General features: G+C 44.4%; 25 protein-coding genes. 13 read left to right on the top strand and 12 right to left on the bottom strand.

Translation table 11 applies throughout. From position 1 onward, the window contains the following. Positions 1 to 1,173: an FAD-dependent oxidoreductase gene (locus AC1XUE_RS14675; protein ID WP_483356733.1), complete on the bottom strand. Its 1,173-nt coding sequence runs from the start codon at positions 1,171 to 1,173 to the stop codon at positions 1 to 3. An 89-nt stretch (positions 1,174 to 1,262) separates the two neighbouring features. On the opposite strand from AC1XUE_RS14675, the gene AC1XUE_RS14670 reads away from it, so the two are divergent. Next, the gene (locus tag AC1XUE_RS14670; protein ID WP_483356732.1) at positions 1,263 to 2,225 is read left to right on the top strand and encodes a helix-turn-helix transcriptional regulator; all 963 of its coding nucleotides are present in this window, start codon (positions 1,263 to 1,265) and stop codon (positions 2,223 to 2,225) included. Between the two features lie 198 nt (positions 2,226 to 2,423). Here the strand turns inward: AC1XUE_RS14670 and AC1XUE_RS14665 are convergent, their stop codons facing one another. From AC1XUE_RS14665 to AC1XUE_RS14645, 5 genes are all read right to left on the bottom strand, one after another. Next, positions 2,424 to 3,302 carry an alpha/beta fold hydrolase gene (locus AC1XUE_RS14665; protein ID WP_483356731.1) on the bottom strand — a complete coding sequence of 293 codons (879 nt, stop codon included), beginning with the start codon at positions 3,300 to 3,302 and terminating at the stop codon, positions 2,424 to 2,426. A 36-nt stretch (positions 3,303 to 3,338) separates the two neighbouring features. Continuing rightward, the gene (locus tag AC1XUE_RS14660; protein ID WP_483356730.1) at positions 3,339 to 3,905 is read right to left on the bottom strand and encodes a TetR/AcrR family transcriptional regulator; all 567 of its coding nucleotides are present in this window, start codon (positions 3,903 to 3,905) and stop codon (positions 3,339 to 3,341) included. 338 nt (positions 3,906 to 4,243) lie between these two features. Next, complete coding sequence (locus AC1XUE_RS14655; RefSeq protein WP_483356729.1) at positions 4,244 to 4,582, bottom strand: hypothetical protein; 339 nt, start codon at positions 4,580 to 4,582, stop codon at positions 4,244 to 4,246. A 19-nt stretch (positions 4,583 to 4,601) separates the two neighbouring features. Continuing rightward, complete coding sequence (locus tag AC1XUE_RS14650) at positions 4,602 to 5,522, bottom strand: DUF6268 family outer membrane beta-barrel protein (protein WP_483356728.1); 921 nt, start codon at positions 5,520 to 5,522, stop codon at positions 4,602 to 4,604. A 174-nt stretch (positions 5,523 to 5,696) separates the two neighbouring features. Further along, positions 5,697 to 6,044, bottom strand: a complete 348-nt coding sequence (locus tag AC1XUE_RS14645) for a hypothetical protein (RefSeq protein WP_483356727.1) — start codon at positions 6,042 to 6,044, stop codon at positions 5,697 to 5,699. A gap of 315 nt (positions 6,045 to 6,359) precedes the next feature. Between AC1XUE_RS14645 and AC1XUE_RS14640 the strand changes: the two genes are divergently transcribed. The 4 genes from AC1XUE_RS14640 (at position 6,360) to AC1XUE_RS14625 (ending at position 9,337) form a co-directional block, all read left to right on the top strand. Further along, positions 6,360 to 7,367 carry a sensor histidine kinase gene (locus AC1XUE_RS14640; RefSeq protein ID WP_483356726.1) on the top strand — a complete coding sequence of 336 codons (1,008 nt, stop codon included), beginning with the start codon at positions 6,360 to 6,362 and terminating at the stop codon, positions 7,365 to 7,367. Next, positions 7,364 to 8,131 carry a LytR/AlgR family response regulator transcription factor gene (locus tag AC1XUE_RS14635; RefSeq protein ID WP_483356725.1) on the top strand — a complete coding sequence of 256 codons (768 nt, stop codon included), beginning with the start codon at positions 7,364 to 7,366 and terminating at the stop codon, positions 8,129 to 8,131. The genes AC1XUE_RS14640 and AC1XUE_RS14635 overlap by 4 nt, the downstream gene beginning before the upstream one ends. A 219-nt stretch (positions 8,132 to 8,350) precedes the next feature. Continuing rightward, positions 8,351 to 8,962: a HEAT repeat domain-containing protein gene (locus tag AC1XUE_RS14630; protein WP_483356724.1), complete on the top strand. Its 612-nt coding sequence runs from the start codon at positions 8,351 to 8,353 to the stop codon at positions 8,960 to 8,962. Between the two features lie 90 nt (positions 8,963 to 9,052). Continuing rightward, positions 9,053 to 9,337 carry a VOC family protein gene (locus AC1XUE_RS14625; protein WP_483356723.1) on the top strand — a complete coding sequence of 95 codons (285 nt, stop codon included), beginning with the start codon at positions 9,053 to 9,055 and terminating at the stop codon, positions 9,335 to 9,337. A gap of 124 nt (positions 9,338 to 9,461) precedes the next feature. Here the strand turns inward: AC1XUE_RS14625 and AC1XUE_RS14620 are convergent, their stop codons facing one another. Then, the gene (locus tag AC1XUE_RS14620; RefSeq protein ID WP_483356722.1) at positions 9,462 to 9,947 is read right to left on the bottom strand and encodes a hypothetical protein; all 486 of its coding nucleotides are present in this window, start codon (positions 9,945 to 9,947) and stop codon (positions 9,462 to 9,464) included. Positions 9,948 to 9,980: 33 nt separating this feature from the next. Further along, positions 9,981 to 11,138 carry an FAD-dependent oxidoreductase gene (locus AC1XUE_RS14615; protein ID WP_483356721.1) on the bottom strand — a complete coding sequence of 386 codons (1,158 nt, stop codon included), beginning with the start codon at positions 11,136 to 11,138 and terminating at the stop codon, positions 9,981 to 9,983. A 247-nt stretch (positions 11,139 to 11,385) separates the two neighbouring features. Here AC1XUE_RS14615 and AC1XUE_RS14610 point away from each other — a divergent pair, with 247 nt between their 5' ends. Further along, positions 11,386 to 12,345 carry a helix-turn-helix transcriptional regulator gene (locus tag AC1XUE_RS14610; RefSeq protein WP_483356720.1) on the top strand — a complete coding sequence of 320 codons (960 nt, stop codon included), beginning with the start codon at positions 11,386 to 11,388 and terminating at the stop codon, positions 12,343 to 12,345. Between the two features lie 345 nt (positions 12,346 to 12,690). On the opposite strand, the gene AC1XUE_RS14605 is transcribed toward AC1XUE_RS14610, so the two are convergent. Both AC1XUE_RS14605 and AC1XUE_RS14600 read right to left on the bottom strand, forming a co-directional pair. Continuing rightward, positions 12,691 to 14,145, bottom strand: coding sequence for a T9SS type A sorting domain-containing protein (locus AC1XUE_RS14605; RefSeq protein ID WP_483356719.1), 1,455 nt, complete (start codon positions 14,143 to 14,145; stop codon positions 12,691 to 12,693). A 52-nt stretch (positions 14,146 to 14,197) separates the two neighbouring features. Next, complete coding sequence (locus tag AC1XUE_RS14600; protein WP_483356718.1) at positions 14,198 to 15,259, bottom strand: collagen-like triple helix repeat-containing protein; 1,062 nt, start codon at positions 15,257 to 15,259, stop codon at positions 14,198 to 14,200. 465 nt (positions 15,260 to 15,724) lie between these two features. Between AC1XUE_RS14600 and AC1XUE_RS14595 the strand changes: the two genes are divergently transcribed. Genes AC1XUE_RS14595 through AC1XUE_RS14585 form a run of 3 tightly spaced genes read left to right on the top strand, consistent with a single transcriptional unit; the run spans position 15,725 to position 16,731 of the window. Beyond that, complete coding sequence (locus tag AC1XUE_RS14595) at positions 15,725 to 15,946, top strand: hypothetical protein (protein ID WP_483356717.1); 222 nt, start codon at positions 15,725 to 15,727, stop codon at positions 15,944 to 15,946. Positions 15,947 to 15,958: 12 nt separating this feature from the next. Next, positions 15,959 to 16,282 (top strand): HipA domain-containing protein, encoded by a 324-nt coding sequence (locus AC1XUE_RS14590; RefSeq protein ID WP_483357996.1) that lies wholly within the window; start codon positions 15,959 to 15,961, stop codon positions 16,280 to 16,282. Beyond that, entirely contained in the window at positions 16,270 to 16,731 is a 462-nt protein-coding gene (locus AC1XUE_RS14585) for a type II toxin-antitoxin system HipA family toxin (protein WP_483356716.1), read from the top strand. The genes AC1XUE_RS14590 and AC1XUE_RS14585 overlap by 13 nt, the downstream gene beginning before the upstream one ends. Before the next feature lie 208 nt (positions 16,732 to 16,939). Here AC1XUE_RS14585 and AC1XUE_RS14580 read toward each other — a convergent pair whose 3' ends face one another. Both AC1XUE_RS14580 and AC1XUE_RS14575 read right to left on the bottom strand, forming a co-directional pair. Further along, positions 16,940 to 17,548: a S24 family peptidase gene (locus tag AC1XUE_RS14580; RefSeq protein WP_483356715.1), complete on the bottom strand. Its 609-nt coding sequence runs from the start codon at positions 17,546 to 17,548 to the stop codon at positions 16,940 to 16,942. Further along, positions 17,482 to 17,694 carry a hypothetical protein gene (locus AC1XUE_RS14575; RefSeq protein WP_483356714.1) on the bottom strand — a complete coding sequence of 71 codons (213 nt, stop codon included), beginning with the start codon at positions 17,692 to 17,694 and terminating at the stop codon, positions 17,482 to 17,484. The genes AC1XUE_RS14580 and AC1XUE_RS14575 overlap by 67 nt, the downstream gene beginning before the upstream one ends. Positions 17,695 to 17,824: 130 nt before the next feature. Here AC1XUE_RS14575 and AC1XUE_RS14570 point away from each other — a divergent pair, with 130 nt between their 5' ends. The 4 genes from AC1XUE_RS14570 (at position 17,825) to bioB (ending at position 25,714) form a co-directional block, all read left to right on the top strand. Beyond that, positions 17,825 to 18,559, top strand: coding sequence for an ImuA family protein (locus AC1XUE_RS14570; protein WP_483356713.1), 735 nt, complete (start codon positions 17,825 to 17,827; stop codon positions 18,557 to 18,559). A 1-nt stretch (position 18,560) separates the two neighbouring features. Beyond that, complete coding sequence (locus AC1XUE_RS14565) at positions 18,561 to 20,060, top strand: Y-family DNA polymerase (RefSeq protein WP_483356712.1); 1,500 nt, start codon at positions 18,561 to 18,563, stop codon at positions 20,058 to 20,060. A gap of 6 nt (positions 20,061 to 20,066) precedes the next feature. Further along, complete coding sequence (locus tag AC1XUE_RS14560) at positions 20,067 to 23,294, top strand: error-prone DNA polymerase (protein WP_483356711.1); 3,228 nt, start codon at positions 20,067 to 20,069, stop codon at positions 23,292 to 23,294. A gap of 1,430 nt (positions 23,295 to 24,724) precedes the next feature. Further along, positions 24,725 to 25,714 carry a biotin synthase BioB gene (gene bioB / locus AC1XUE_RS14555; protein WP_483356710.1) on the top strand — a complete coding sequence of 330 codons (990 nt, stop codon included), beginning with the start codon at positions 24,725 to 24,727 and terminating at the stop codon, positions 25,712 to 25,714. Positions 25,715 to 25,793 lie beyond the last annotated feature (79 nt).

Below are 25,793 nucleotides of genomic sequence, written 5' to 3'. Positions count from 1 at the left end.
TTAGCTTATTTTAAAATTCAACTGATCTTCTGTCAATACAATGGGAGCTGTCATTATTTTTTGCACTTCGAGATCCGATGCAGTCCGGAAAGAATGTACAAACCGTTTTAATTTTTCTTCGCTGTTGGGAATAAAAGATGCCGCATTATTTTTGGCGTTTGCCTGGAATTTGCGGACCACAGGTTGCATTACTGTATTATAATTGCTGCAAGCTGTTTTCAAATCATTGCTGTTCTCCCTGATAAAATGAGCCAATGCCTTTGCCCCGTAAATAGATAAAGAAGCACCCATACCTGATAATGCCGTCGGGCAATATCCCGCATCCCCCAACAAAACAACATTTCCCTTTACCAGATCCGGGGAATTTATCATACCCATTTTATCGGCGAACATAATTCCTTCTTCTGCAAAACGGTTCAACAGGTGCTGAATTTCCTTGTTGTAACCCTGAAATGAGGATATCAACAGCTCATTGGCTCTGCTCTGGATAGAGGCCACATCGCCCTGACTGTGGATGTAGCATTGAATAGCTATTTCATCCTGAGCAATGGGATAAATGGACAACATCTTGTCCACATCCAAATAGATATCGAATTTGCCAACACCGTAAGCATGGGGGCCTTTCAGACGTCCTCCCATGTAGAGCACATTAAAATCCTCTAATACACTTGCAGGAAAATAACGTTGTCTGGTTGTAGATCGCAACCCTTCTGAGACGACCAACAGGTCTGCTTCCAGTTGCTCGCCATCCTGGAGGGTTATGCTGACCCCTTTGTCGCTTTGGGTTAGTTTATCGATGCCGGCAGAGAAGCGGAAATCCACATCTTCTTTCAGACCGTTATATAGAACGTGATGCAGACCGCCCCTGGTGATCAATACAGAACGTTCGATATGCTGGTTCATTTTTTCGTAACTGATACCTTGTATGATTTGGTCATTCGATTCCCTGAAATTCACAAACTCCGATGGTGATGATTCTTCGGCAAGTTTGTCTGTCAGTCCCAATTCGTCCATAATGGAAATACCAAAACTTTTAAGGGAGATCAGAAATCCTGATTTACTGAAGGATGACGCCCTTTCCAGAACAGTGACGCTATGCCCTTGCCGGGTCAGAAATTTTGCGGCAGTTAACCCTGCTATCCCGCCGCCTGAGATTATAATTCTGTGTTTCATTGTTTACACCTTTTTGTTACTGACACAAAATTATTTCTACTTTTATAGACAAAATAGCCCCATTTAAATTAAAAATAGTCTAAAAAAATATGGATGATGAAAAGCGGGAGATGCTCCGGATTGCAGAAAAACTCGGCGTGTCCGTAGATGCTGTCGAAGAAGAATTCAAAAATCTGCGGCTAAACGAGTTAAAGATTGTGGACCTGTTGCCGGAGATGCTGCTTATGGTCCGCTCTTTAATTTCCAGCGAGACATTTTTGTATAAAAGGAATCAGATTGAGGCGGTAGATAAAGGATTGCTTATCTCATTTCAGAATATTTTAGATAAGCCGAGAGATGGGGCGGGTATCACAGCAGGAAATCCGGACAGCCGTCCACATGTACGCATTACGCCATCGCATCTGGAAAGTGAGATATTGTTTCCGAAAGACATCCATGTCCAGCAGATTACTATCCTTGTGGAACTACAATACCTGAAACGCTTCGTGGGGTCCGACCGGAATAAATTGTATTATCTTTTCGATACCGATAAGATTTTTTGGATAGAAGAATTCATGTCGCCTGAGATGGGGATTTTAGTCGGTCAGCTTGCCAACCTTTCATTGGAGAATGTCTTATCACAAGCCTTTTATCGGTTAAAAGCGCTTGAGTTGATCTATATGCTTTTTAGTAATTTACTGGGCAGGGAGAAAACAGAATACCATGACCTGAGCAAAGCTGAAATTAATGCGGTTTATCTGGTCCGAAATGCCATAGCATCTTCATTGGATACACCACCTTTAAAAGATGGGCTGGTTAAGCTCAGCGGCTTGAACGAGCTGAAGCTCCGGAAAATTTTTACGCAGGTTTTTGGTAAAGGGATTTATGAATATTACAATCATTTAAGAATGCAAAAAGCGGCTGAACTTTTGAGCCAGGGTAACCTTTCTGTCTCCGAAGTCGGTTATCAGTTAGGATTTAGTAACCTGAGCTATTTCGGTAGATTGTTTGAAAAAAGCTATGGCTTAAAACCAAAAAAATGGCAGCATTTAAATGCAAAGAAGCAGGGATAAGGGTATTTGTGAAAGATCATCTTACGAGTCAACCCGCCGGCGAGCTGGTGTACGCCCCATTTCATTTTTAACATTTGGTAAATAAGCACCTCAGCTTAGTGTATTCTCTAATTTCAAACTGTCTGATTTTTAGGGACTACTTACATATCGACTATCATAAATTATACTGTCCCTCTAATACAGTAGTACCTTCCTGTATTACCCGTTAAGAAATCTGATTATCAGTTCCGCTACTTCAGAAGGGCTTTCTTCAACAAGAAAATGGCCGGTGTTGGGTATTGTATGCCATTGATAGTGCCCGGCGATTGTTTGCAGTCCGGTTTCGAGCATATTATTTCCTTCACCTGCAATGCCCAGGATCGGCATGGATAGTTTCTGATAACTTTTACTATCAATGGCATCTTGCGGAAAGTTCTGGTACCACTTGTTGGCAGCCCGGATATTGCCAATCTGGTTGTAAGAAGCGGCATACACCAAACGGTCGTCTTCTGTTATTGCGCTTTTGTTAAAGCTTAGATTATCAAACACATAATCCAGTAAAATACGGCTGCGGTTTTCAAGCAACTTTTCCGGCAAACCCTGAACCTGATTAAATGCAAGCCACCAGGGATAGATAGCGCCCTCCGGGTAGCCTGCCGGGGCAAGCATAGGAACACGATGAATGTTTTCGTCAATGGGAACAGTGTCTAAAAAAACAGCTTTTGCGGTAGTATCAGGAAACTGAGCAGCAAAACTATGGACGATGGTGGTACTGATATCATGCCCGGCTAGATATACTTTATCGAATTTGTAATGCTGCACCAACTCGTAAATATCAAGAGCCATATTTTTCTTGTCATAACCAGTTTCGGGCTTAGCTGAACTGCCCATACCCCGCACATCGATAGCAATTATATGGAAATGCTGTGCCAAAATGGGCATAACTTTATGGTAAGCCCACCAGGTCTGTGGCCAGCCTGGAAGCAGCAGCAAAGGTTGCCCCGCACCGCCTTCGACAAGGTGTAAGGTTGTACCATTGACATCCAGATACTTATTTTCAAAACCCGGAAGTGCCCGGATCAGCTCTTGATCACTCATTTTGTTGTTCGTTATTGTAATAAAAGTATAAATTCATCAGCATTCGTTTTTCAAGCCGATGCTGTTTCTGAACGAATACCAGGCAAAGCCTTTAATATCGTTTTGTGCAACATCGCCAGAATTGCTTATATTGATCGTGTTCGTGATCATGCTGCCGAATAAGGAAAAGATCCACGCTATTGAAAGTTGCTGGCTGATCATGCCCTTTTGCTGAAGGGAAACAACTACGTTGAACCACTTGGACTTGATGGAGTCATATGTGCCATTTTTCTCATCCTGCGGAACGTCACCATATGCAGTGTGACCATAAATTTTATCCAAAAATGCATACTTGGCACCACAATCAATACCGGCATACAGCATCAGTTCAAGTTGTTTTATTGGATCAGTCGAAGCTCGATAAGCCATTGTCATAGCATGCTGGCAAGTCGTCATCATTTCAGCCTTGCAACTCTCAATCAACGCTTTCCGACTACCAAAATACAAGTGCAGGGTCCGCCGGTGAACACCGGCTTTTTCAGCAACCATATCAAGTGAAGCTGAAAAGTCTTTGTTAAAAATAATAATAGCAGACTCCACTATTTGCGCCTTAGTATCTTTCATTACACAAATATAAGATAAATTTCACATAAATGTGAAATAGATGACATTCATCATCAATAGGGAAGGTGACAGTTTCAAACCGCAAGCTGTTAATCCGCTTTGCGGGGAGTAGTCATTTGAGTAATATGGATACGTCTTAAAACCAAGTTGTTAGGTGTCATTCGGTATTCTAATAAAGAATGAGCCCGAAACCACTTCATGTGAAAGTCATAGATTTTTTCTATGAAAATTATTCAGCATATTAATCGGCGGTGTTTCCTCTACCGGATTTGCTCTAATGTCCTAGGTAGAGAAACCAGGTGGTTAGTTCATTATGTGACCCTACTGTGATGCTGAATTCACAATTTGGTCCATATGATCGTTTTTGAGAATGTCATTTTTCGGGCGGTGATTGTTAGTTTGCTGCCGTTCATTACCAAGTCGCAATCAGCTTTTGTGCTGCTACCGGGTTTGAAAATTTTTCCCTTCCAGTGACCATCCGTAAACTGGACATTTTCCATTATTTTCTCACTTGACTGCTCAACCGTTCCGGTAAATGCTTTACCGGATTTTGTTATCAGGATAATCTTTCCTTCCGGGGTTTTCCATTTGCCTGAAAAATCGTCTGTAATCTTTTGGCCGTAGCTAAGCGCTGATACTATCATCAGCAGCACCGAAATCATCGTTTTCTTTTTCATTTTTATGGTTTTTTTGGTGTTAATCCTGACTTTGTGCAACAGTTTTTCTTGTCGGAGGAACGATGCTCAGACCAACACTTAAATAGCTGCTATTTTGTGAACTGTATTGATGCAGGGTGCTGTGCGCGTCCTCAAACTGATATCGTTGCATTGCATTAAGACCACCGGAGATTTCGAGTTGTACCATTTTTGCAAAACGATAGCGGATGAACGGTCCCAGGTTTGCAGCAACATAGTTTAATCGGTCTACCCTGGTTGATCCTGAGAAGTTGTCAACGCTGGAATTAAAGTTCGCTCCATTAAGCACTGTCTTGAAGCCTATCCAGAATTTCTCATTCTGGGTTACTTGGTAGCTATAGTCAATAGTCGCAGGTAGAAATACAAAGAGTTGATGCCTGCTTTGTTCATATCTTAGCTGCAAGCCAGGAAGTAACATTGGCTTTCCAAGACGCGTGGTATAAATCAATCCCCCTCCTGCCATCAGCTTTTGATTAATTTGTTTGTTCGCCAGGAGAAATCCCTGCATCAAAAAGTCATCGCTGTTCAGTTTTTCACCAAAATCACCGGCCAGTGTGGGCGAAAGGCGGCCTATCAGCATCCACTTTTCGTCAAGGCGATGAATGACCATAAACGAAAAGGTAATCTTGTAAAATTTTTGCTTATGCTCTGCAGTGGTGATATCTGAAAACGATGTCGCTTTGATTGAACCGAATTGTAACCCGTTTATCAGAAAAGTCTTATCGTTTTTGAGTTTCACAGGAACATTGATATAAGCATTGAATTCCAGAGAAGATACCTGTTGGCTATTGCCGTGGTCACTTAGTCTGACCTTCGGGTAGTGTAAATAGTCTGCGCCAGCCAGTTTTAAAACCTGGGCAGGGGCTTCGGCTAATGTTGCTGTCAGTGCCAGAGGTAGCAGGAATCGAAATTTTGTAAACATGATGTTGCAGATACTTTTATGAATTCGTGTATTGTGTTGAGAGAGGTGTGACTTGCCTGGACAAACCTGTCTTTCTTTTTGAAGCTTTACATCGTGGACTGGATCGAATCTACAATCCGGTAGACTAACAGGATAAGGAAAAAGGCACCGAAGAATGAACTGGTCAGCCCCCGGTTAGGCTCCACGACTCCTCAAAACGGCAAGCCTGTTCGTCGTCAATACTATCGCCAGCAGTGCGGCTACTAACGCAGGGGATACTCTGAAAAGATTACCCCTAATTGTGGATACACAACGCATTTGTGTATGCTTGCCAGGATTAATGTAAGCCAATACAATAGCGATAATTAACAAGAATCCGAGACTCTCGAAAGTATGGGTCTGATCCTCCGCATCAAGCAGATGCCTGATTTCAGTAACAGCTGCCAAGGTACAGTCTATACTTTGCTGAGCTGAACAAAAGTCTTGTGGCTGACGCTGACTAATGCAACCTGCAAGAAGACTGAAAAGGATTTTGTATTTCATCTGCAAGATATAATTTTGAACAATGGCTCCCGGAAGCAGGATTGATGGGCCTTGTTTTATTTTGACAGTGCAAAGTAACGGGCAGGCAGTTTAGGTGAAATGTAGATCTTGTAAGAAACGGACAAAACACACTGGGAAACGGACAGATTTCTTTTACCATCACATCTTAGAGCCATTTTAAATCTATTATTAGCATGCGGCTAAAAATGAATATCCCCATTTTGGCAATCCGGAATGTCCGCTTCCTGTGCCGATCTGCCCGCCTTCCCAACTTTTAATGCAGTACCTGCCATCTAATCATTTAAATTCGCATTTGTGAATAATATCAACTGGAAATTTGGTCTGGGTACTGCCGCGGCATTGTCGCTGATTACGCTTTCCTTTCGAATTTCGCTCACGACTGATGGCAGATGGCATTTACATGTACTAAGCCTTGTATATACCTTCGTGTATAACATCTCTATATGGATAGCCATGAATGCGTTGCTGAGCAACCCCGTAAGAACGCGGTACTCGGAATCTAAGATTCTTATTGCTGCTTCAATCGCGTTGATTGCTTTGTTGGCTATCATCGAAGACTGGGCCTTCAACCACTTCACCGGCTATGTACTGCAGCAAGCTGCAGAGCCCGGCATTAAAAGATACTTCATCATGTTTTTCAGAGCTGTGCTGCTTAGCTCATTTTATTATTTTCTCGCTTATTATCTACACCTTCTGTCCGAAAAGCAAAAACACAGTCTTGAGATCGAAAGGCTGAAACAGGCGCAACTGGCCGCTAATATTTCTTCTTTAAAAGAGCAACTAAGTCCCCACTTTCTTTTTAATACGCTAAATACCCTTAGTTCGCTCACGCAAGAAAAAGAGGTGAAGGAGTATGTCTCTGAGCTGGCAAACGTTTACCGCTATTTACTTACTTATAAAAAGGCGGATTCGGCCACGCTCCAACAGGAGCTTACTTTCATACAATCGTATCTGTATATCGTCAAAGCAAGAATGGAGACAGCTTTACAGATAGCGATACAGGTGGATAGTCAACTTTTATCAAGCCTGTTGCCCCCGCTTACACTGCAGCTGCTGATTGAAAATGCGATTAAGCACAATGTAGCCTCGGTTTCCCGGCCATTAAACATCAGCATTTATAATGATGGAAGCAGTGACCTGGTTGTTGCCAACAACTACCAGCCTAAGTCGCTTACGCCATTTTCGACCGGGGTAGGCCTTGATAATGTTATACAACGATATCGCCTTCTTTTCAACAAGGACATTGTTATCGAGAAAACCGCGCAAACCTTCAGCGTAAAACTTCCTATTATCATACTATGAACATCTTAATTATAGAAGACGAACAGAAGGCTGCCAAAGAGCTGGAAAGAATTTTGCTTGAGATTGATGGGGACTTCTCTATTGTTGCCATCCTTGACTCGGTTGAGCAGGGCGTGTCTTATCTTTCTACACAGCCATCTGTTGACCTGATATTTTCCGATATCCAGCTTGCCGATGGGATGTGCTTTCAGATCTATGATCAGGTAAGAGTAAGCAGCCCAATCATATTTTGCACCGCTTTCGACGAATACACGATGGAGGCATTTGATACGAATGCGGTAAGTTACTTGCTTAAACCGATCACCAGTGAAAAGGTTGAGACTGCATTGGACCAATACCATCAGATGAAGACTGCATTTAAGCCGTTAAATGCAGCGCAAGCCATTGGTCAAGTATCCTCGCAGTTGAAAAATGTGTTTAAAACAACATTACTCGTAGAATACAGGGACAAGATAATCCCGCTGCGGGTGAAGGATATCGCTTATTTCTATCTGGATAAAACAATGGTCAAAATCACTACTCAATCAAACCAGAGTTTCTCTTTCGCTTCCAGCCTTGATGAAATAGAACGGGTACTCGACCCGGGCTCGTTTTACCGGGCTAACCGTCAGTTTTTGATTAACAAGCAATTCGTAGCGAGTATTGAACGCTATTTCTCGCGTAAACTTGTTACAAAACTCAGCGTGGAAACCCCGGAAACTATTGTGGTCAGTAAGGCGAAGGCTAACGAATTTCTGAGGTGGGTGGAAGGTTTGAATAACTAGAAACTAATCTGCTGAGGACCTTTTTAGTGGAGCTGCATTTTTTTTGAAAGATTAGTCCCCGTAATCTATTAAAGCTGAGCCAATAACTATGACCAATCCGGATTTTAATAGTCAGATGATAACTAAATAACAGGAGATAAGGAACTGATTTAAATCAGCTTTTTCCAGGGTGATTTATCTGACATTTGTTGTGTACTATTTATTGCAATGCACTCGGATATGGACATAGGAAATATTATCTCTGAGATCAACAGGGTGGAGCATGGCTTCACACACATCATCGAGGCCGGCAATCAACTGCTGTTGTTATCTGACATGGATCATCTCCATATAGCAGATGGTTTCCTCAGAGATGATAGTTATCAGGTCAGGATGTTAGGGGTTTACATGTTGGGCGAGCTTTCTGCTAAAGAAGAAAGGGCACTGAAGATCTTGGAAACAAAAGTTGTCAAAGATGACAACTGGCGCGTACAGGAGATGCTCGCCAAAGCTATCGACCGGTATTGTCAGCAAAAAGGCTACGAGCAGTCTTTGCCCGAGATCAGGAGATGGCTGGTCACTGACAATAGCAATATGAAAAGGGCGGTTGTAGAAGGGCTACGCATTTGGACAAGCCGTCCCTACTTCAAGGAGCATCCCGACATCGCTATTGGGCTGATCAGTCAGCATAAGGCAGACGAGAGTGAATACCTGAGAAAATCGGTTGGAAATGCCTTGCGGGACATAAGTAAAAAACACCCTGATCTGGTCTATACAGAAATTAAATCATGGGACCAGACAGACGTTAGAATAAAACTTACCTACAAACATGCGGATAAGACTCGACATTGACTTTTACAATGGGCAGATCTAATCTGAAGCGTAATCATAGTAATTATAAAAAAACATAGTTATGAAGATTACGATAACTTTTTCATCGGAGTGAACGATATGGAAAATGCGCGGTCTTTCTATCAGGATACCTTAGGATTTGATTTGAAATTTGATTGCCGAGACATGGGTATGATGGCATTTAATGTAGATGATAATGAGCCTGCGGTCATGCTGAAAGACATGAAGTTTTTCCCTGATAGCAATTTCGACAATCTGGTGAAAGTGACGTTTGTCCGGGATAACTACGATACGCTGAAAGAGGATAGCAACTTTCTGAAACCTTCGTTCAGGATTCACACCGGATGTGCAATCGAATTCAGGGATCCGGACTGAAACATGTTGGGATTTACTGGTTACCTGCAGTAGCGGAAGACAGAGTTACATCAACGATATTCTGAACAGCTGGTGATCGGGCAGGTTTTCTGCTTCAGAGTCGCACAATTGCTCTGCTTTCCTGCTAAACGCTCTGCAAAACCAACCTGTAATACCTGCTCAGTGATAAGCTGTACATGATTGTCACGCCGGCTAAAATAAGTGACCTGAGCCAATTCAGAAGGCTCCATTGTTGCACCGCATGCTCAATAATGGTTACATCCTGCGAGCTGCCAAACAGAACCTGATTTAAGGGGAACAATAATAAAAAGGTCATTAAATCCGTACATAGGATCATCCCCAACGCAGTAATGTTGTAGATGCGCACTTTATTGTCGGTCCGCCAGAACCGGATCACACAATTGATGCCGATTATATGTATCAAAGGACCGGCAAACTTGAAAAATTCAGAGGGGTCTTTAAAAGAAAAATAGCCTCTGGCAGCAGTGAGCGACTGCGGTAGCTGATGCGCCCAGTTAGGCGCATCAACGATGGAGTTGTAAAGGTTCACAAATAGCAGGCCCGCGCTTGCTACCACTGCAAGATGCAGCACAAAAATTTTGGTGTTCATTTTTATAAAGAAGATACGGGGATTGGATCCTGGTCAGTGGATAAGACGGAATGTATTCACCAGGTATTGAAGCCCTGTTTTCTGGTGCATGTTCTCCATGGATTGTAAAGTGACTTCGGTAATTTCAGCTGCTCTGCGGCGCATTTCATGTTCATAATTTGAAATGGCAGTTTTCATATTGCTGAAATCTGCTGCTGTGAGCTGCTCTGCAAGTTCGAGTGCATCCAGCATGGCGATATTTACCCCTTCCCCTGCATAGGGAGGCATACGGTGCGCAGCATCACCCAACATGGTAAGGTTTGACAGGCTTTCCCACTGTTGGTCCAAAGGAAAATGGTACTGAGGACGGGGTACGAAGTAACTTTCATCGCTGTCGAATAGCTCGTGCCATTCACTGCCCCAATCAGCAAAACGTACTTTGAACCAGTCGAAGATTGATGCTTTGTGATGGAAATTGATACCGGAGGTTTTTACCCATTCTTCCTGCTCTTTGCTTCCTGTGTAAAAGGACAGTGAGCCATCTCCTTTGGTGCTCAGAATGATGCTTTTCTCTTCTCCCAGTGCAAAGACTTTACCGCCTCTGGCAAGTTTCCAAAGATTCGGGGCATTAACAGCCGCGTTATAGATATTTCCCTCTACGATGGTCAGCCCTGAGTAAACAGCATTTATACCGGTTATGTATTTTCTGAGTTTGGAATTTGCCCCGTCTGCTGCAATGACAAAATCGGCATACGCGGTATCTGCATTTTCGAATATTATATTCCAGCCTTCGTTTTTTGGTTCCAGGGATGCAAATTTGGCGTTCCATACAACGGTACCTTCTGTCAGTGATGCCACCAGCAGATCACGGAAAGGACCTCTGTCTATTTCAGGCCGGAAAGGTGGACTGCTTTGCTCCTGGTGCGTTTCAATAGTATGGTCATCGAAATGGATTATCGCGTTATGGTCAGTCAGGCGCAATTTATCCGCGCCAGGGCGATAATGTTTTCTAAATTCTTGCAGCAGGCCGGCTGCTATCAGAGCCTTCAATCCCGACTCTTCGTGCAGATCCAGTGTTGCGCCTTGCTGGCGTACGTTTTGATCAGCATCTCTTTCATATACTTTCACCTTAAAACCATTTAACTCTAGCAGTCTGGCAAGGGTGAGTCCGCCGGGCCCTGCTCCGATAATAGCAATTGATTTATTAACCATAATCTTTTTCGTTGATTTATGATGCAAAGTTATATTGCCTTATGTTGCTATAATATTCGTATAAGGCTCAAAAATAATCGTAAACGGCCAAATTTAGGTTGGTTGATATGTTTTAGTTTCTTACCAGGACACTATAAGGTGTCCTGCGGTGGGCTGCTATTTCATCAACTAAATTTTGATAGCGGTTTCAGCGCCTTAGTCGAGCAAAATTGGCTAATTTGCTAAGCTCATACATGTAAATGGCTTTATGGAAATTAAAATCAGATCCAAAGACGGAACCGGGATGCTGGACGCATTCGCCAAACAGGTCGGAAGTACTGTTGATAACGGAAGGGTAGAGGTACCTGAGAAGTTTGGCATTGGTTATATGCAGGGATTTAATTTCGCTCACCGGTTAAGGATGATCATACTGCATTACGAACTGAAGCAGGATTTTGCCATCGTTCGCAGAAATCAGTCGTCCGACATGCTCATTTTCAGTCTGAGAAATGTCATCAGCTCGTCTGAAATATCTTCAGGTAAATCATTACCATCTGTACAGATAGCCACGCAGGGCTTAAATGCGGAGCAGTTTGTTCCGAAGAACACCTTTCAAAATACTGTTACATTAAGTATTGATGCGGGCTACCTGAGGGAATTGTTGGGAAACCAGCTGAATCATCCCTTGGTGAATACCATTCTGGAAAACAGTAAGCCACTGCTATTTGAAGAATTTGTATTTGCGCCGCTACTTGAAGTGGTCGAAGATATCGTGACCGCTAAAATACCGGTATCTCTTTCGGACTTTTATTACAGGCTCAAAGCCCAAGAGCTCATTTGTCAGTTGCTGATCGGATTGGTCAGCCGGGATGAGAAAAAGGTGAGTAGTGTGAATGTTGCTGATATAAATATGCTTTATCAGGTTAAGGAGCTACTGTTGCAGAATTTTGAAGATGCACCTTCAATTGCTGAGCTGTCCGCATTCTCAGGAATGAGTCAGACCAAGCTGAAAAAGTTATTCAGTCAGGTTTTCGGTAGGAGCATATACCGCTATTTTCAACATGCCAGAATGCAGCAGGCTGCACGTATGCTCAAAGAAGGGCGGTTGTCTGTTTCGGAAGTAGGGTATAAATTAGGCTTTTCGAACCTGGGACATTTTAGCAAAGTCTTCGAGGAGATGATTGGCGTTAAGCCCAAAAGATACAGTATGCTAAATGTTGGTCAGTAATCTCTGCTTGCCGTTTCATGTAAAAGATGCGAGGTTCCATTAGCCCTTGACCTCCCCCCCCGAAAACTCGACAATTAAAAACTAAAGAAATAGCTGTCTGATAAATGTGGTACTTACAATCCCTGAACTTTACTCTCAATCAGTGTCAGTCTTTAAGTACTTCATTAATCGTAGCTGATTTTTCGGATCGTCGCATGTCTGGCTTTTCAGAAGCTGTTTTACTTTATATAATTTGTGATGCCTTTTCAGGTAATTAACAGATTTCCCTTCAAAAGCATCACAATTTTTCGGACAGATTACTTTAACAGAAAGTGGATTTCATTTCTGCATTTTAATTCAAAACTCTTACAGGACGATCAATCTATGATAGACTGTTTTATTTGCTGCGTCCAATCTGATTAAATACATCCCGTTGGTAAGTTGGGATGTATTGATTTCAATCTTTCCGGCAGACAAGCGCCTTGTTGTAGCAGGCGACTTTGTTCCAAGTAGATTGTAAACGGTAACCTGATCAGCATCACTACTTGACTCAACAATTATCATTTCTTTTTTGAGTACCGGATTAGGGTAAACGGATGATGTTAAGTTTTGATCAGGAATTTTAACGGAAGTGATTCGGCTGTAACTGAAACTCCCATCGATGTCAACTGACCGCAGGCGGTAATAGAAAATTCGGCCCGAAGCTATGGTATTATCATCCCGGTAAGAATATCGAGCCAATGAGGTGCTATTGCCTGAAGCGTCCACTTCTCCAATTACGCTGAAACGCCTTCCATCAACGCTTTTTTCAACCTCAAAATGCGATGCATTTGATTCCCGGGTCGTATTCCACTCGATCAAAATCTGTTTTTCGACAAGACGCGCACCAAAATCGACCAAGGTGACCGGCAAAGCAGCTTCGGATATGGCCCCGAGTGTAAATGGACTCCAGCTCGATATGGTCTGACTGGTTACTGATCCGCTGCCAATAGTACCTGTAACAAGTGAAGATCCCTCATTCAGCCAGCCTGATGATGTTTTGTGAGCCACTTTAAAAACATTGATGTTTTCCGAAGTTGTTATTGAGGCGTTATTAATTTCATCCCAAAACACAGTCACCCGGCCTGACGCTGTACTGACTGGCTTTAGATCCCAGTACTCCTGCGCATTGTAGCTTTCTAATGCTATGTTTGAAGCTCCTGTTGTCCCAAAGCTAGCAGCACCAGCATCACCAGTGATATATTTAACCAGGAATCCACTATTGTTTGCGTCCAAATCAACTACAATGGATTGGATTTTGCTTCCATTGCCCACAGGATAACTAAAAGTACCAATCCCTTCTTTTTGCACATACCCATTCACATGGCTGATATCAGATGGACCGGTAACAGTGGCACTCTCTGTCAAAATCAACGCAGATGAAGAGGAGGTACTTATAATGCCATTTGTAAGCAATATATTGCCTTCCACTTGCAATGGGCTGTTTAACTGTATGCCGCCAGGGTTGTTAACCACAACATTTTTTGCAAGAAAGATTCCGCTTCCGTCAACTGTCTGTTTGGAGGTGCCATCAAAGGTAACAGTTCCCAATGAACCTGCCGCCATCGTTTGATCGGTAGTGAGTTTCCCGGATGAAGAAAAGCTGCCGTTATTGTTGAAATCACTGCCGCTAAGCAAACGGGTTCCACCATTCACGCGCAGGGTGCTTCCGGCTGTGATTGTTATTTTTGCACTGTTTAACGTCAGTGCATTTTGCGCTCTGGCCTGTCTGGCACAGGAGAACCAAAGTGCCAAAATTATCAGAAATGATATATTATTCATGTTATTCGAGTTCCATATTTTTTATAAGATCTACGATTTTGGGCGGTTGGTTTTACTCACTGAGTGGAGTAGCTGTGATATATGTGCCTGATCTGATGAAGTAACTCTCAGTGCTGGATGATCTTCTGTTCACCTGAATTGTGAGTGTTCCGGCAGTAACGGTTTGAATGACTGTTTCTACAATAAACTTTGAATTAACGACAGCCGATGCGGCAACACCAGTTAATGGATCTGAATCAAACCCGCCAGTACTGCTAAAGTTTGTTCCTGTTTTAAAGGCTCCAGTGTAATAAACGCCGCCACTAAGGCAGATGGCATCATCAGAAGTGAATTTTACTCTGCAGTTCATATCTACATTGACCGAGCCCGCTCTTTGCAAAACGACCTTTGAGTAGATCGTGTAAGTTTTATTAGCCTCAAGATTGATACTGACCGCATCCTGATAGTCCGACGAACCAACTTGTAGGTCATTTGCACGTCTTGCAAATCGGCCGCTTGAAGAAGCACCGGCAGAAGGAGCGGCCCAAGACCCATCTCCACGTAAAAATGTGGTTGCACCAGCTGTACCTGTCGCACTGATTTTCTGTGTCGTTACAGAATTGTTTGCAAGTTTAGCTGTGGTAACTGCGTTGTTGGCAATAGTTGTACTTCCAGAGCTATTGATCGTAATATCACCACTGACTGATACCGGTGACTGAGGTGCGAAAGGACTTGCGCCAGAGGTCAGGTATACCTGAGCGGCTGCAGAACCATTCGCAAAGCCCGGGCCTGCTGGGCCTGTAGGTCCATCTGGACCAGTAGCACCTGGTTGGCCATTTGGTCCTACAGGGCCCGTTGCACCGTCAATTCCGTTCAACGTTGTCCAGGTAGTACCATTGTAAAAATAAAAACCTTGTGTACCATCAATCTGAAATATCAGAAGACCTTTGGCGGGTGTAGCAATCAAGCCCCTTTGCTCCAATGTCATTCTGGGAATCAACAATCCTTTCTGAGTACTGGACACATCCAGTACAGCACTTGCATCCGGGTTATCTGTGTTGATACCCACATTGTTTTGCGAATAGGCACTTTGGTAAATAAAAACTGCAAGAACGATTAAGAAGAAGTTTTTCATAAAAAATTTAAAAAATTGAGTATTTAATTGATTGAAAGAAATTGTATTTGATCATTGATGCTATTGGGTTTTGCTGATGATGGGTCACTGAGTCGCTGCTGTTTCTGCACATAGCAATTGCTTTGGCGGACTACGGTTTGTTTGTACGAATCTGTGCTGTTTTGCTAATCACATGGTCGGCTTAAATGGGGAGATACCACCCGTTGTAACAGAGTTGGACACTAAGCGGTTTAGCCATCAAGATCCAGTGCAGCAAACATTGCAGCTAAACAATTTACAGAAGGATCCAAGGGTGGGTGTTAAAGGTTACAGATAGTCTGAAAAGACTTATTTTTAGAAATATCAAAGCTGTAACCATAGGGTACACGTAAAGAGAGGTTTATTTATTCGTAAATAAAGATGTTTACCTCGATAATACAAAAACGTATGTAAATAATTAAATCGATTTGGTATGAAATACAACTTGTGGGAGTGATAACATTGGCTTTGCCGTTGATCAGAGCATTTAAGCTTTTTGCGGCAACCATAATGCCGCCCGATATTACTCCACTGGATCGTTTGGCACATGTGGGATTTTACGGAATGGGAGCCTTAGTATATGAACCGGATTTTAGTTCGTCGGATATAGAAGATGGCTTGATTGATCTGGATCAACTTGCTCAGCAAGCTGGGGAAGTTCTTACATGAAGTTCAGAAGAGATTATTCAGGAGCTACTGTCTTTAAATGGATCATCTGCCGGGGCAAAGCCCAAAGCACTTATAGGGGTTGACAAGATACGTCAGAACATAGCTCATGGAGCAAAGCAACTTGCCAATGGATTTGAACCTTGGCTGGTCAAGTTCCCGAATTCGCAAGACGGACTGGATTCTGGCGCTATTGAATATTTATATGCTCTGATGGCAAAAGAGGCGGGTGTTGCAATGTCAGAAGCTCATTTATTTACAGCTAGTAAAGGATGCGGATATTTTGCAGCGAAACGCTTTGATCGGGATGGTACAAAAGATATCATATGCATACGGTAAGCGGGTTATTGCATAGTGATTTCCGGACACCATCATTAGATTATGAAGATTTACTGACGCTAACTGGTCAGCTTACTAAAGACATCCGGGAAGTTGAGAAAATGTATAGACTGGCTGTATTCAATGTGCTGGCCCATAACCGTGATGACCATGCCAAAAACTTTAGTTTTCTAATGGATGATAAAGGGGAATGGAAGTTATCACCAGCTTATGATCTAACGTTTTCGAATGGTCCAGGGGGAGAGCAAAGTACAATGGTAATGGGAGAGGGAAAAAACCCTGGCGGCAAGCAGCTTATAAAGCTGGGTATTGAAGCGGGTCTGTCCAAAGCTCTTGTAGATGAAAGTATTGAACAAACAAAAGCTGCTTTGGGAAAGTGGAAGACTTTGGCAAAAGAATACGGTATTAGTCAGGCAAATATAGATTTGATAAATAAAAGGCTGGCATAAAATGAATGGTATATCCATTTATGCCATTGCTAAATATTCTCATGTTTGAGAATCCCATACTGTTCGGTTTCAATTCTATACCACAGACTATCTAAATAGTCCGTATAATGCTGCATCCTGACCTTAAGCTGAAGTAGAAACTTTACGCGGTCATAAGCACGGTCAGTGCTGGTTTTAGGCGATTTACAGTTTTATTATTATAATTCCATCACCCCTGAACCTTACCTTCAATCAGCGTCAGTCTTTTGAGCACTTCATTAAGTGTAGCTGATATATGCTGAACCTCAGCCACTGCTTCCGGAACGATGCTGGACTGGTAGCTGTGGTATTTCCAGATTTCAAGCACCTGGTCAAGACCCACCTGGTAGGGCTGATACGCAGTATTTAAAGATTCAAGAATAAATATTCCTGTTGAAGCATCTACTGTTACTTTTTTGAAAACAAATTCCTGCTCACCGCGAAGGATCACGATGCACAAGGTGCCGGGCTTGATAGCAGTCCAGTCCTGTACAAACTGACAGATTACGTCCGCGCCATCTGGCAACGGCAGCATCGAATCTCCTGTGATGGGAAACATACGGAATGTACCTTCGGGCAGGTTGGGAAGCGAAAATTTGGGTAGCGCGGCCAGATACTCCGGATCGGAATATCCTGCACGGTAGCCGGCTTTGGCCTTCACAGGCACATATTCGATGTTTTCTTTATTCTCACTGTCGACAGTAATCGCCAGAACCCGGATTTTTCCTCCCGTCAGATACACATCGTTTCCCGCCTGCAGCTCGCGCAGTTTAAGCTCGGAGAGTTTGGAAAGGTCCACGCGCAGCAGACTATCAATACTGATCTTGAAAAATTGGAGTAGTTCACATAATCCGCCAGCTGTGGCGCCTTGGTATGCCCGTTTTCAAGCGCATTGAGCTTTGTACGGGTTAAATGAACCTTTACAGCCAGGGCTTCCTGGCTCATTTTTAGCCGTTCCCGAAGGAATTTTATGTTGCTATTGAAAAATATATTTTGACTATCCATAATATGTTTGTTATAATTACAATCAATAATTTGATACAAATCGTATCAAATATAACTAAATAATCTAAATATGAAGCAGCCAAACATAAAAAGTGAGCTGATCAGCAAGCTCCGGCAGGACATATTAGAGCGTCAGGGATATCAGAGCGCTACCCATAACAACCGGATGAACTTCGGTTTAGGGCCCTTGGAGAATGCTTTCCCAAACGGCGTGTTTCCGGTGGGCTGCGTGCATGAGCTGATCAGTCAGGGCAGTGAGCAGGCCGCTGCCACCAGTGGTTTTATGGCCGCCGTGCTGGGTAAGATCATGAAACCCGGCGGCATGAGTGTCTGGGTCAGCTGCCGAAGGACCGTTTTTCCGCCTGGATTGAAATTCTTTGGTGTGGATCCGGACCGGGTCATATTCATTGATGTGAAAAATCAAAAGGATCTGCTTTGGATCATCGAGCAGTGTCTGAAATGCCAGGCGCTGTCTGCCGTGATCGCAGAGCTCAAAGAGATCGGATTGACAGAATCAAGACGCCTGCAGCTGGCCGTAGAGCAAAGCCATGTGACCGGATTGATGCACCGGATAAATCCGGCAGTGATCAACCATACCGCAGCTGCAGCCCGCTGGAGAATTTCGTCTTTGGCAAGCGCACTTTGTGGCGGGATGCCGGGCGTAGGTTTTTTTCACTGGCATGTCGAGCTTTTGAAAGTGCGCAACGGTGAGCCGGGAAGCTGGAATATAGCGTGGATGCCTGGCTATTTCAGTCACAATCAGGCCAAGACTTTGCAGTCAGAAACGCTTTTAAAAATAGGTTGATATGCCAAACCGATACGCAGCCATCTGGTTTAGATACCTGCTTGCTGATCAGCGCGCAGTCCGCGCGCCAGAGCTGAAAGAGACAGCTTTTGTGCTGGCCGCTCCCAGCAGGGGACGTATGGTGATCACCGCCAGCAGTATTGAGGCCGAGCGCAAAGGGATTCTGCCCGGTATGGTGCTGGCTGATGCCAGGGCTATCTTCCCGAATTTGAAGGTGCTGGAAGACAAGCCGGACCTTGCCCAAAAGCTGCTGGTCAGCATCGGACAGTGGGCACTACGCTATACGCCGGTTGTAGCGGTAGATCTGCCAGACGGGCTGGTGCTTGATGTTACAGGATGTGCGCATTTATGGTCAGGGGAAAAACCTTATCTGATCGATATCAATCAGCGTTTAAAAACCCTGGGTTACCATGTACGCTGTGCTATCGCGGATACGCCCGCGGCTGCCTGGGCAAATAGCCGCTACGGCCGGGTGAAAGCCATCATAGAACCTGGCGGTCAGGCGGATGCACTGGCAGGACTTTCTCCGGCGGCGCTCAGACTGGATGCGCCAGTCATTGAAAAACTGGAGAAACTGGGCTTTTATCAGATCGGCGCTTTTATGCATATGCCCAGAGCAGTGCTCAGACGAAGGTTCGGTGCGCAGCTGCTGCTTCGCCTGGACCAGGCATTGGGCCACGCGCCCGAGCTGCTTACAGAGGTTGAGCCTGTTGAGCCCTGTAAAGAAAGCCTGCCTTGCATGGACGCGGTACGGACTGCACCCGCCATAGAGATGGCGGTGCAAAAGCTGCTGGAAGCGATTTGTCAAAAGCTTTCCAAACAGTCCAAAGGGCTCAGAAAAGCAGTATTGACTGCTCACAGAATGGATGGCACTCAGCAGCAGATCCAGATCGGTACGCATGCTGCGTCCTGCAGTACATCGCATTTGTTTAAACTTTTCGCCCTTCAAATTCCCAAGCTTCGCCCGGATCTGGGATTTGAGCTTTTTATCCTGGAAGCATTCATGCTGGAAGATACCGTGCAGCATACCCAGATGCTTTGGAGCCAGTCTGCCACAGGCGCAGGCGCTCAGATCGCCGAGCTGCTGGATACGATTACCAATAAGACAGGGCAGGACAGCATCAACCGCTATATGCCAGATGAGCACTACTGGCCGGAGCGTTCTGTGAAACCGGCCAGCTCACTGGCCCAGTCGCCTGCTTTCAAATGGCGGACTGACAGGCCAAGGCCGATTAACCTTTTGTCTGCGCCTGAAAAGATCTATGTAACAGCGCCCGTTCCGGATTACCCGCCGATGCTTTTTCGTTACCTGGGCACGATCCATAATGTAATCAAGGCAGATGGCCCTGAGCGTATAGAGCAGGAGTGGTGGATACAAGCTGGCCTTCACCGGGACTATTATATCATCGAAGACCATCAGGGCGCACGCTACTGGATTTTTCGCCTGGGGCATTACGGAAAAGATCTGGCAGAGTGGTTTATACATGGTTTTTTTTCCTGAACAGCGATGAGATATACCGAACTGGAAGTCACGACCAATTTTACTTTTTTAAGAGGGGCTTCCCACCCTGAAGAGCTGATAGCTCAGGCTGATCTGGGATACAGTGAGATTGCCATCACAGACCATAACACACTGGCAGGGATCGTGCGGGCACACAGTGCAGCCAAAGCCAGAAAGATCCGCATCATAGTAGGCTGCCGTCTGAACCTGGCAGATGGACCCAGTCTTTTGGTGTATCCGGTAGATACAGCCGGCTATAGCAGATTATCCGCGCTTTTATCGCTGGGTAATTCGCGCACCGAAAAAGGGAAGTGCCTGCTTTACAAAGCCGATGTGTACGACTGCAGAGAAGGGCTTCAGTTTGTCGTGCTGCCACCTCAGAGTTTGAATGAATCCTTTGAATTTGATGAAGGTTTTGCTAATGATCTGAAAGAGTATAAACAAAGACTGGGCGCTGCGCTTTACCTGGCCGCAAGAAGAGCCTACCGGGGGGATGATGCTAAAATCTTATTCCGGCTTGATCAGCTTTCGAAACGTTATGATATTCCGCTTCTGGCTACCAACGATGTACACTACCATCACCCTGACAGGCGTCAGCTGCAGGATATCGTTACCTGTATCCGTGAGAAATGTACCATCTACGAGGCAGGATTCAGACTGCACCAGAACGCAGAGCGGTATTTGAAACCCGAAACTGAAATGTTCAGATTATTCCGTGCTTACAAGGAGGCTATCAGAAATACGCAGGTATTGGCAGATGCCTGCCGGTTTTCACTGGACAGTTTAAAATACGAGTATCCCAAAGAGATTACTACAGAAGGCAGAACACCCATGCAACAGCTGACGTATCTGACCTGGAAGATGGCGCCGGACTGCTTTGAAGGCACGATCCCTGAGAAAGTAAAACAGACCCTGGAGTATGAGCTTAAATTTATAGAAGAGAAGAATTATGCTTCGTATTTTCAGACGGTTTATGATATTGTGCGCTTTGCCAGGGAGCAGGGAATTTTGTGTCAGGGCAGGGGATCGGCAGCTAATTCAGCAGTCTGTTTTTGTCTCGGCATCACGTCTGTGAACCCGACCAATTTTGATCTGCTTTTTGAGCGCTTTATCTCTTCCGCCAGAAATGAGCCGCCTGATATTGACGTTGATTTTGAGCACGAGCGGCGCGAGGAAGTCATCCAGTATATCTACAACAAGTATGGCCGCGACCGTTCGGCGATCGTGGCTACGGTCACTCAGCTTCACCAACGGGGAGCGATCCGCGATGTAGCCAAAGCGATGGGCATGTCCCAGGATGCGATCGGAAGGCTGGCTAACTCGATCTGGGAGTTTACCGATGAGTGGTTTGATGGAAAAAGAATCAGTGAACACGGCTTTAACCCGGATGATGCGCACCTGAGAAAAGTCCTGGAGCTTACCTCTCAGTTTATGGGGTTTCCACGGCAGCTCGGCCAGCATACCGGAGGCTTTGTGATCACAGAAGGCAAGATCACCGATCTGTGTCCGGTGATCAATGCCCGCATGGCAGACCGCACCAACATCGAATGGAACAAGGATGATATTGATGCGCTGGGTTTTTTGAAAATCGATGTACTGGCGCTGGGCATGCTGACGTGCATCAGAAAATCATTTGATCTGGCTAAAAAGCATTATGACAAGCACTACACACTGGCCAATGTAAAGCAGGATCTCAAAGAGGTCTATGATATGATCAGTGATGCAGACACACTCGGCGTTTTTCAGATCGAAAGCCGCGCGCAGATGTCGATGCTGCCAAGGCTTCGGCCTAAGACTTTTTATGATCTGGTGATCGAGGTAGCAATCGTTAGGCCGGGGCCGATACAAGGCGATATGGTGCATCCTTACCTGAGAAGGCGTAATGGTGAAGAAAAGATTGAGTACCCTTCCAAAGAACTTGAAGAGATCCTCAAACGCACACTTGGTGTTCCGCTCTTTCAGGAGCAGGCGATGAAAATAGCGATCGTGGCGGCAGGCTTCACGCCCGCTGAAGCCGACGGGCTCCGCCGAAGCATGGCTACCTTTAAAGCCAAGGGGCTGGTGGCGCAGTACGAAAAGAAACTGATCGAGGGTATGCTGGCCAACGGATACAGTCTTGAATTTGCGCAGCGTATCTTCAAGCAGCTGGAAGGTTTCGGAAGTTATGGTTTCCCGGAAAGCCACGCTGCCAGTTTTGCGCTGCTGGTATATGTGTCCTGTTACATGAAATGCTTTTATCCTGATGTGTTCGCTACAGCGCTTCTGAACAGTATGCCGATGGGCTTTTATCAGCCTGCTCAGATTGTGATTGATGCCCGAAAGCATGGTGTGAAAGTATTACCTATTGATGTAAACCTGTCTGACTGGGACAACACGCTGATAGATGAAGGGGACAAATACAAAAGTATCCGGCTGGGTTTCCGTCAGGTTAAAGGGCTTGCCCAAACGGATATGCTGATTCTGCTCTCCTGCAGAAGCAGCTGCTACAACAGCATTCACCAGATCCGGGATGCAGGTGTGTCCCAACAGGCGATTGAAAAACTGGCTGATGCTGACGCGTTCCGCTCAATGGGCCTTGACAGAAGACGCGCGCTGTGGGAAACGACAGCACTCACTGACCGGCCGGATGGGCTTTTCAAAGGGCATCCGGCCCAAAGTGATTTTGAGCCGGATGTCGCTCTTCCCAAAATGAGCGCTTCAGAGCATGTGGTGCAGGATTATGCTTCCACCTCACTTTCCTTGAAAACGCACCCTGTCAGTTTTGTCAGAGATGGGCTTGCACAGCAAAGAGCTATTCCGACCAGCGCTTTGGATCTGTACAAAGATGGCATGATCTTACGCGTAGCGGGGCTTGTGCTGGTCAGACAAAGGCCGGGCACTGCAGGTGGTGTCTGTTTTATCACGATCGAAGATGAAACCGGGTTTTGTAACCTGGTGCTCTTTGAAAGCCTTTTTGAGAAGTACCGAAAAGAGATTCTCAGAGCAAGACTGCTGATGGTTGAAGGCAAGCTGCAAAGAGAAGGGCAGGTCACGCACGTGATCGTGCGGCACTGCTACGATATGTCTTATCTTCTTAAAGAAATGCACCAGAACCAGACTGATCCGGCTGTTCAGACACTTTCACGGGCAGATGAGAAAGATGAATACGCTTCGCAGGCGGTTAATAAAAGAACCCAGGTCAGAAAGCCCGGTGTACAGACGGAGATCTTTCCTGGTGGTAGGAATTTCAGGTAGGATCTTTTAGAAGATATATTGGTGTAAAACTTATTGTCAAGCCTATTGCTTAGCCTTCTTTCTCAACTGTGATAAAACTTGCTCAGAGCCAAAGTGTAATTGTAGAAATATGGATAATTTAGATTTGTTGAATAGCCGGAGCATTTTTTATAGGTTCCGGTTTTTTTTAAAATCCCAAGTTTTATGGGAAAGAAAACTAAACTTGGAATCAAATCGTGAGCAGGTATGAACAAGATTTAAAGGAGTTGGAATTAGAGCATTTCCACCTTTGGAACCCACAGCGGTCGATATGCTCATTTAGATGAAGCTAAAACAAGCTTGTGACGTTATGTCTCTCATAGCTGAAATGGTTCTTGTAATTAGCGACGCCAAAAGAAACAAGTGACTGTTAGAGTATAGTTAACTCCTGATGACAAGTAGCTTCTTTAATGGACCACCACAGGTTTATTGCAGATAGCAGTTCAGTACATTGTGAAGGATCGGTGCAATATCTGATAGCTGGATAAGAAACCTAGGAATCGAGTGGTGAGACAGATGCCCGACAAAGTTCTACTTTGTAAAAAAAAATTCAGGCTTATCGAGTAGTCCAGGATAACCTTTTATTAGTCGGATGATGTTACTTTCAAATCCTTCAAATGGTATAGACAATATATTAAACCCCTTTGGTCCTTTAAGCGTTTTTCTTGTAACCTTTTGCGACTCTGTAAGTATCTCACTTTTAACTCTGGTGAATTCCCATCACACACTGTTTTATCAAAATATAAACAACTTGTATAATTACAAATAATATCATTTATAGTGGTTTTGTTGTTGCGTATCTTGTATGTACTTATCAGTTACAAATTTAAATGTAATCTGTATACCTATATCTTGTTGTTAAACATCACTTTCTGTTGTCGTATGACAATACTTTTCGTTGTCATACGACAACAGAAAGACTACTTTATACAGATATAATTCAACGATGAGAAATTCCAAACCTCTACAATTATTAATAATACATTGGGCTCGTCTACGTTCGCACATTTGAAGGTCTATTTTCCTTCTATGTATTCTCCTTATCGTGTCCGAAAAGGAGAATACTGGTTCATATCGGACAGGTCAACGATAGTAATTATTTTCTTCATTCCGGTGTGTTGCGATTCTATATTATTAATGATGAAGATATTACATCAAGGCTTATTGGAGAAGGGGTATGACTGTAATTCATCTTTCCTACATATCCTTAAACATTAAATAATCCTGCATAAAATTCTACATTAATAATGAGCCTCTTAGCGGCAAGATTCGCTGTGAGTATCCAGCCGGACTACCAGATAAGTGAAAACTGGCACCTTTGGCCAATCCGGGTAGCCCTTACTTTTGGAGGAGTATGACTTCCAATTCCACGAGAGGGAACGATTGGAGTAATTTTAGATAAGCCATTGGAAATGATGAACAGCGATTTTAATATTAGGCACGATTGGATTGTCAAAGAAATAGAAGAAGTTTATAAGCAGCCATTGCTTGATCTGGTATATCGTGCGGCTACTGTACACCGTCATTTTCATAAGGCTGGCCGGGTGCAGGTTTGTACGCTACTTTCAATTAAAACAGGTGGGTGTCCGGAGGACTGCTCTTACTGTGGTCAGGCCGCCAGGTATCATACGGGCATTTCTGTGAAATCGCTTATGTCCAAAGAGCAGGTGGTGGCCATAGCCAAAAGAGCCAGAGAGGCGGGATCTTCCCGATTTTGCATGGCAGCAGCCTGGCGGGAAGTGCGGGATAACAGAGATTTCGAGACAGTATTGGAGATGGTAGAAGGGGTCAATGAGTTGGGGCTTGAAGTATGTTGCACGCTAGGAATGCTTTCACAAAGCCAGGCTGAGCGTTTACAGAAAGCGGGTTTATATGCATACAATCATAACCTGGACACCTCTCAGGATCATTATGATCAGATCATCAGCACACGGACATTTGATGACAGGGTAAAAACGCTGAGCCATGTACGTAAGGCGGGAATATCTGTATGTTCAGGCGGAATTATCGGCCTTGGCGAGACGCATGAGGACCGGATCAGTATGTTACACACACTTGCTACCTTACCTGTACATCCGGAATCTGTTCCTGTGAATGCGTTGGCTCGTGTACAAGGGACGCCGCTGGCTGATTTACCCAAAGTTGATACATGGGAGATGGTCAGAATGATCGCTACTGCCAGGATTATTATGCCCAAGGCAATGGTTAGATTGAGCGCTGGCCGTTCGGAGATGAATACAGAAGAACAATCGTGGTGTTTTATGGCGGGAGCAAACTCTATTTTTACAAGTGAGAGCGAAGAGCTTCTTGTGACACCCAATCCACGACTAGCGGATGATCAGAAGATGTTTACGCTTTTGGGGTTGAAACCAATGGTCTTAGAAGATCGGTCAGTCGTCTAAGAAGTGTATATCACATATTATCAGAATGGCCAGTGATAGGTGGCCATTCTGATAAAGTTTGCAGAAAATAAACACAGGT

The organism is Dyadobacter sp. HNCC25DJ187 (assembly GCF_056895255.1).
The sequence above is the reverse complement of the archived record's forward strand: the minus strand, read 5'-3'. Positions and strand labels throughout refer to the sequence as shown.